The organism is Mangrovibacter plantisponsor (assembly GCF_003182475.1).
GTDB lineage: Bacteria > Pseudomonadota > Gammaproteobacteria > Enterobacterales > Enterobacteriaceae > Mangrovibacter > Mangrovibacter plantisponsor.
In genome coordinates, this window is the sequence record NZ_QGTS01000007.1 from 348,476 (window position 1) to 356,458 (window position 7,983).

At 52.3% G+C, this 7,983-nt stretch carries 5 protein-coding genes; 3 read left to right on the plus strand and 2 right to left on the minus strand.

The features are described 5' to 3' along the window. Nucleotides 1-21: 21 nt before the first annotated feature. A complete protein-coding gene (phoB, locus tag DES37_RS13815; RefSeq protein WP_036110201.1) occupies nt 22-711 on the minus strand; it encodes a phosphate response regulator transcription factor PhoB in 690 nt (229 codons plus the stop codon). A 252-nt stretch (nt 712-963) separates the two neighbouring features. Here phoB and sbcD point away from each other — a divergent pair, with 252 nt between their 5' ends. Next, nucleotides 964-2,172, plus strand: coding sequence for an exonuclease subunit SbcD (sbcD, locus tag DES37_RS13820; protein ID WP_110026210.1), 1,209 nt, complete (start codon nt 964-966; stop codon nt 2,170-2,172). Next, on the plus strand, nt 2,169-5,327 hold the full coding sequence (sbcC, locus tag DES37_RS13825) for an exonuclease subunit SbcC (RefSeq protein WP_110026212.1): 3,159 nt from the start codon (nt 2,169-2,171) through the stop codon (nt 5,325-5,327). Before sbcD ends, sbcC begins: the two co-directional genes overlap by 4 nt. Before the next feature lie 247 nt (nt 5,328-5,574). On the opposite strand, the gene mak is transcribed toward sbcC, so the two are convergent. After that, nucleotides 5,575-6,486, minus strand: coding sequence for a fructokinase (mak, locus tag DES37_RS13830; RefSeq protein ID WP_110026213.1), 912 nt, complete (start codon nt 6,484-6,486; stop codon nt 5,575-5,577). 126 nt (nt 6,487-6,612) lie between these two features. On the opposite strand from mak, the gene rdgC reads away from it, so the two are divergent. Continuing rightward, complete coding sequence (gene rdgC, locus DES37_RS13835) at nt 6,613-7,530, plus strand: recombination-associated protein RdgC (protein WP_110026215.1); 918 nt, start codon at nt 6,613-6,615, stop codon at nt 7,528-7,530. Nucleotides 7,531-7,983: the final 453 nt, after the last annotated feature.

The following is a 7,983-nucleotide window of genomic DNA, read 5'->3' on the forward strand; positions in this document are numbered from 1 at the left end:
GGTCATACTCCATCCAGATAATTAAAAACGGGCTGAGAAGCGATAACCCGTACCGCGAACGGTTTGAACCATACGATCATGCCCACTGAGTTCCAGTGCCTTACGCAAACGGCGAATGTGAACATCTACCGTTCTGTCCTCAACGTAAACATTCGTTCCCCATACATGATTAAGGAGTTGTTCACGGCTGTAAACCCGTTCCGGGTGTGTCATGAAAAAATGCAGCAACTTAAATTCTGTCGGCCCCATATCCAGTGGGTTCTCACCAGTCATTACACGGTGAGAAGACGGATCCAGGCTGAGCCCCTGAATCTCAATCACTTCTTCTACTGCCATCGGAGAGATACGGCGCATCACCGCTTTAATACGCGCAACCAGTTCTTTGGGTGAAAACGGCTTGGTGATGTAATCATCTGCCCCAATTTCCAACCCTCTGACCCGGTCCTCTTCTTCACCGCGGGCCGTCAGCATGACTACCGGTATATCCCGTGTCATCGCCTCACGTTTCAGGTGCTTGATAAACTGAATCCCGGAGCCGCCCGGCAACATCCAGTCGAGTAAAATTAAATCCGGCCAGGGTTCGTTGAGCTGGTTTACCGCACTGTCATAATCTTCCGCCTCAACAGCCTGAAAACCATTTTGTTCGAGCACAAAACACACCATTTCACGAATGGGTGCTTCATCTTCCACAACCAGAATTCGTCTCGCCATAATCAGCCCTGTAAATATATACAATAATTTAACGCGGCGTCATTATGCGTCAGTTTTATGACAGTTTTATGAAAAAAATGACCATTACATGACCTGTCATATTATTTTATGACAAAGCGTTTCCTTCTGCTGCAAAGCAAGTAGTAACGCGCATTATCGCTGGAATCCGCTACGCAGCTTGCAACAACACACCTGCAACTTAATCCACCACATGTATATAATCACCACTTCGCTTTCTAACCAGGACAGGTTATGCGCATTCTTCACACTTCTGACTGGCATCTGGGGCAAAATTTCTATACCAAAAGCCGTGCTCCGGAACATGCAGCCTTTCTAAACTGGCTAACCGAAATGGTTGAACAGCACCAGGTTGACGCAGTCATTGTAGCGGGCGATATCTTCGATACAGGCTCACCGCCCAGTTACGCGCGTGAATTGTATTACCGCTTTGTCGTTCAACTCCAGGCAACCGGCTGCACACTCGTGGTGCTGGGCGGTAACCATGATTCCGTCGCCACACTGAACGAATCGCGTGAACTGTTGGGTTACCTCAATACCTGGGTTATCGCCAGTGCATCAGATACCGAAGCCCCCATTTTATTACCGCTTCGCAACGGAGAACCCGGTGCGGTACTCTGCCCGGTTCCTTTTTTACGCCCACGCGATATCCAGGTAAGCCAGTCCGGGCAAAGTGGCCAACAAAAGCAGCAAGCGCTGGTCGGGGCCATTCACCACTATTACCAGCAAGGCTACGAAGCAGCCTGTGAATTGCGCGGTAACCGCAAATTACCCATTATTGCCACCGGCCACCTGACAACCGTTGGAGCCAGCAAAAGCGATGCTGTGCGCGAAATCTATATCGGCACCCTTGATGCCTTCCCTGCCAGTGCATTTCCACCGGCTGATTATATTGCGCTGGGGCATATTCACCGCCCGCAAAAGGTCACCAGTAGTGAGCATATCCGCTACTGTGGATCGCCCATTGCACTGAGTTTTGACGAAACCAACAGCACAAAAATGGTTCTGATGGTGGATTTCTCTGAAGGTGAACTGAGCGCCGTAACGCCACTCCCGGTGCCAGTAACCCAACCATTGTTAATGCTCAAAGGCTCACTGGAAAGCATTAAACAGCAACTGGAAGCCTGGCGGGATGCCCCTTCAACGCCTGTTACCTGGCTTGATATTGAACTCACTACAGACCAGTATCTCCACGACATGCAAAAGCAGCTACAGGCACTAACCGCTGATTTACCAGTAGAAATTGTGTTATTGCGCCGCAGCCGCGAGCAACGGGAAAAAATCATCGCTAACCAACAAAAAGAAACCCTGAGCGAACTCAGTACCAGCGAAGTTTTTGAGCGCCGTCTGGCACAAGAAAATCTGGATGAAAGCCAGGCGTCACGCCTGCGTGGGTTGTTTGCAGAAACCCTGCACCGCCTGGAAGAGGAACCCGAGTCATGAGAATTCTGACACTGCGGTTAAAGAACCTCAATTCACTCAAAGGTGAATGGAAAATCGACTTTACTCAGTCGCCGTTCAACAGCAACGGTTTGTTTGCTATTACCGGGCCAACCGGCGCAGGCAAAACCACATTGCTGGATGCCATTTGCCTGGCGCTATATCACCAGACACCACGCCTCAGCACCATTTCCCAGTCCAGCAACGATTTGATGACGAGAGATACCGCAGAATGCCTTGCTGAGGTGGAATTCGAAGTTAAAGGCGTTGCCTGGCGTGCCTTCTGGAGCCAGAACCGGGCACGCAACCAGCCCGATGGCAAACTCCAGGCACCAAGAGTTGAACTGGCCCGTTGCGCAGATGGCAAAATTGTTGCCGACAAAGTGAAAGACAAGCTGGAAACCATTGCCCGCCTGACCGGGCTGGACTATGACCGGTTCACTCGCTCAATGTTGCTCTCCCAGGGGCAATTTGCCGCTTTTCTTAATGCCGATGCAAAAGCACGGGCAGAATTGCTGGAAGAACTCACCGGCACAGAAATTTATGGGCAAATCTCCGCACTGATTTTCGACACATGGAAACAACACAAACAGCAACTGGAACAGTTACAGGCTAAAGCCAGCGGCGTGCAATGCCTCACAGACGTTGAGCGGGCAGCGCTGGAAAACCAGGTTGCCACTCTGGTACAGCAGGAGCAGCAGTTACTTACGCAACAACGCCAGGTGCAGTCTGCAGTTCAGTGGTTGCAGCAATTAACGCAGCAACAGCAGCAAATCAGCCAGCTTGAGCAAAAACTGTCTCAGGCAAAACGTGAATCTGAGGCAGCAGAACCAGACCGCGCACGCCTGGCACTCGCTCTGCCCGCCGAAAAGTTACGCCCGGTATGGCAACAATGTACAGGCCAGGAGGCACGGGTTCACCACCTGGAGCAGCAACTGGCTGTGTTGTCGCAACGCCTGAGTACCGCGGGCCAGGTACGCCAGCAGGTATGGCTCTCCGCCCGGAATAAATCCACTTATATAGAAACACAGCGCCAGGCTATTACTGGCTGGCTGGGCGAACACCAGGCCGTGGGTGAATGGCAGCACGAACTGGCTGGCTGGCGCAGTCGCTTTGCCCGCTACCGGGATGACAACAAACAGCTCGCAGCCTTGCAGCAAACCCTGGCAACACAGCAAGAAAAACTGGCAGCGCAGGCGCACCCGGCACTCTCATTAACCGCAGACGAAACCATTGCACGCCTGGCAGAACACCAGCGCCACCAGGCTAAACGCGAACAACTCAGGCGGCTGGCATTTGAGTTTGCCCCGCTTCGCCAGCAGCACCAACAGTTACAACAGCAACGAAATGAGCAACAGCAACGTTATCAACAGGCTGGGGAACAGCTTGCTGAACGGCGCAAAGCCTGGGCTGAAGTTAACCAGCAGTACCAGGATGTAGTCAGGATCTGTGAGCTGGAAAGCACCATTGTTAACCTGAATGCCGAGCGGGAACGCCTGCAGGCTGGGCAACCCTGCCCATTATGTGGAGCAACAGAGCATCCGGCAGTTGCCCATTACCAGGCATTGCAACCGGGCGAAAACCAGCGGCGCAAAGCTGAACTGGAAGAGCGTAAGCGCCTTTTGGCAGAAGAAGGCGCAACGTTAAAAGGCCAGCATGATGCACTGGCCGCACAAACAGAACAGTTAACCCACCAGCAGGCCAGTGTTGAACAGTCACTGGAACGCCATCAGCAGCAATGGGCTGAATTGTGCCTGGCACTGAATCTTTCGGTAGCTCCGGGGGGCGATATCACCCAATGGTTAAGTGAAAGCGAGGCTTATCAGACTCAACTCCAGGCTCACCAGGTGTGGCTGGGGCAACAGGCACTGGTAGAGCAGACCCGGGCACAAGTCACCGAATTATCACAATCATGCGAACAACAACGCCTCGCCCTGCAAACCACACTGGCAACATGGCAACTGTCCTGGCCACAGCCAGGTGAAGTTGAAGCCTGGCTGGCTGCGCGTGAAAAAACGCGTGAACAATTCCTGCGGCAACAAGCCCTGCTGGCACAATTGAATACCGACGACGAAGCTATCAGGCAGATCCTCCAGACACTGGAAGACGATGGCAGTGATACACCACTACCAAACGAAGAAACCCAGCGACAACTGGTCCAGGGGTGGTCACGGCATAACAGCGAATGGGTGGCGTTACACAGCCAGTCTGAAGCACTTACCCAACAACTGCAGCAGGAAAAAGAGCAACTGGCACAATACCAACGCCAGTTGGATAACGCCCTGCAGGCCAGCCAGTTTGCATCAACAGACGCAATGACAGCAGCATTGCTCGATGACACTACTCGCCAGCAACTGGCCGACCGGCTGGCCGCTCTGGCCCAACAGGTACAACAGCAAACAGCACTGGCAGAACAGGCTCATCAACAGCTTGCCGCGCATAACGCGGCACGCCCGGAGCACCTTAGCGAACAGGACACCCAGAGCGAACTGGAAGCACAACTGGTGCTGGTTAACACCCAGTGGCGTGAGAATACCTCCGGCCAGGGGGCACTGCGCCAGCAACTGGAGCACGATACCCGCCAAAGGGAACAGCAACAAAGCCTGCTTATCTCCCTTGAACAACAGCAGCAATTAGCTACCGACTGGGGTGCATTGAATGAAATGATCGGCTCCAAAGAAGGTGATAAGTTCCGCAAATTTGCTCAGGGGCTGACACTGGATAACCTGGTATGGCTGGCTAACCAGCAACTGCACCGGTTACATGGCCGTTATCTGTTACAACGTAAAAATAACGAAGCGCTGGAGCTCGAGGTAGTGGATACCTGGCAGGCCGATGCAGTGCGCGATACCCGGACATTATCAGGTGGGGAAAGCTTCCTTGTCAGCCTGGCACTGGCGCTGGCATTGTCTGACCTGGTGAGCCATAAAACCCGTATTGATTCGTTATTCCTTGATGAAGGCTTTGGTACCCTGGATGCAGAAACGCTGGATACCGCCCTTGATGCACTGGATACCCTCAATGCCAGCGGCAAAATCATTGGTGTTATCAGCCATGTAGCTGCCATGAAAGAACGTATTCCGGTGCAAATCAAAGTCCGGAAAGTGAACGGGCTGGGGTACAGCAGGCTGGATAAACATTTCGCAGTGGACAGCTAGTGCACAAAAGTAAGTAATGGCTCACTTTTGTGTGGGGCGTGAGTACCGGCAATATGCAGCCGTACTCACACCTGAGATACCCTTTTGGCACTACCCCTGGTTATGCCAGAAACGACGCTAAAAGCTATGTTAAAAGCTATGAGCTATGAGCTATGAGCTATGTTAAAAGCTATATCAAAAGCCACGCCAAAAGTTATGTCAGTAATGGCTCACTTTCACACTGGCGCTGGCTTACCCGGGTTTGCGCTTATTTCTCTTGCGGCCATAACCAGGCAGCACCACGGACACCACTGGAATCACCATGTTTGGCCTTGAGAACCGGGGTGGTGCATTCGCCCCCAAATACCCAGTTATTCATTAACCCCGGCACGGTTTGGTACCAACGGTCAACATTGCTCATGCCACCGCCGAGCACAATCACATCGGGATCAAGCAAATTCACTACATGAGCCAGTGATTTAGCCAGCCTCTGCTCATAACGGCATAAAGCCTGCTCTGCCAGGGCATCACCAGCTGCTGCTCTGGCAACAATCTCACTGCCGCGAAGTGAGTGGCCACTCAGCCGCTGGTAATCGGTCGCGAAGCCTGTCCCGGAGATAAATGTCTCAATGCAGCCACGCTGGCCGCAATAGCAGGCGACATCATCCCGGTGGCGTAGCTCATCGTCATCCATCCAGGGCAGTGGATTATGCCCCCACTCACCGGCAGTCCCGTTGCCTCCCGCATGGCAGCGCCCACCAATGGCGATCCCGGCGCCGCACCCGGTGCCAATAATCACTGCGAATACCACCCCGGCACCCGCTGCCGCGCCATCAACAGCTTCAGACACCGCAAGGCAGTTGGCATCATTTGCCAGGCGAACCGGTTGCCCTAATTTTGCGGTGAGATCCTGGTCCAGAGGCTGCCCATTAAGCCAAACAGAATTGGCGTTTTTGACCAGGTGCGTTTGTGGTGACAAGGTTCCCGGAATACCAATGCCGACAGTACCCTGTTGCCCGGTATGGGCCTGAGCCTGGTTAACTAACTCAACAATGACATTCAATGTTTCCTGGTAATCACCGTGTGGGGTTGCCACCCGGTGGCGAAACAGTTGCTCACCCGCGTCACTCAAGGCTATTACTTCCGTTTTTGTCCCACCCAGATCAATGCCAATTCTCACCTGTCACTCCTTATTTTCTGGCCCAATGAACAGAGCCTATGTTGCGTATCAGGAAAAGGCAATGAAAGGCTCGCGCCAATTGGGTATCATGCCCGCTGCCTTTTTACTAACAGCCGGGGAACAAACATGCTGTGGTTCAAAAATTTAATGGTCTACCGCTTAAACCGTGACGTATCACTGCGTGCGGAAGAAATGGAACAAAAACTGGCTGATATGGCATTTCGCCCATGCGGTAGCCAGGATATGGCAAAAACAGGCTGGGTTGCACCGATGGGAGCCAAAGGTGGCGATGCATTAACTCACGCTGTAGCCGGGCAAATTATGATTTGTGCCCGCAAAGAAGAAAAGATTATCCCTTCACCTGTTATCAAGCAGTCACTGGAAGCAAAAATTAATAAACTCGAAGCCGACCAGGGGCGCAAGCTACGCAAAACAGAAAAAGACTCACTCAAAGATGAAGTACTGCAAGACTTATTGCCCAGGGCATTCAGCCGTTTCAGCCAGACTATGATGTGGATTGACAGTGTCAACGGCCTGATCATGGTAGACAGCGCCAGTGCCAAAAAAGCAGAAGACACGCTGGCATTACTGCGCAAAAGCCTCGGTTCATTACCTGTTGTGCCGCTCAGCATGGCGACCCCTATTGAACTGAGCCTCACCGAATGGTTGAAAAGCGGTGATGTGCCTCAGGGGTTCCAGTTACAGGATGAAGCCGAGCTCAAAGCCATTCTGGAAGGTGGTGGTGTAGTGCGCTGCAAAAAACAGGATTTGATGACCGATGAAATCACCGTGCACATTGATGCCGGTAAAGTGGTCACCAAACTGGCTCTGGACTGGCAACAACGTGTGCAATTTGTTATTGCGGACGACGGCTCACTGAAACGTTTAAAATTTGCCGATGAACTGCGCGAGCAAAATGACGATATCGACCGCGAAGATGTCGCACAGCGCTTCGATGCTGATTTCACGCTGATGACTGGCGAACTCTCTGCCCTGATTGCTCAACTGACCGAAGCTCTGGGTGGGGAGGCAACCAACCAGTAAGCAAACAGAAAAGCCTGTCAGAGCACGGGCTCAGGTGAGTAGCAAATCTGCCCGTTCGCCTTAGCATACAACAGCCAAAGCACTGCCCTGCAGCAGTGCTTAAGATTGATGAAAAAGAAGGAAAAAGCGTGGTTTTTCCTTCTTTTTAGTTAGCAGCCGAAAATCAATAAATTGATTTTCCTGGTTTGTTATTGGGCGACATCCTCTCGTTCTGTGCGAACATGAGGTTTGTCAGCAGACTCAAGCACTGCCCTGCGGCAGTGCTTTTTTATTGGTACATTTTTTGTCGTGGCGGGTTAAAAAACGGGAAGTGCGGTTATGCCGGCACTTCCCGTGGTTTACCTGTGGTTTTCAGAAGTTATCAGAAATGGTGCGTCAGGTTTAACAGGAAGCCTTTGTCCTGTGCGCCGTCTTCACGCCAGTGGAACGCATTCGCCCCGATATCCAGGCTGC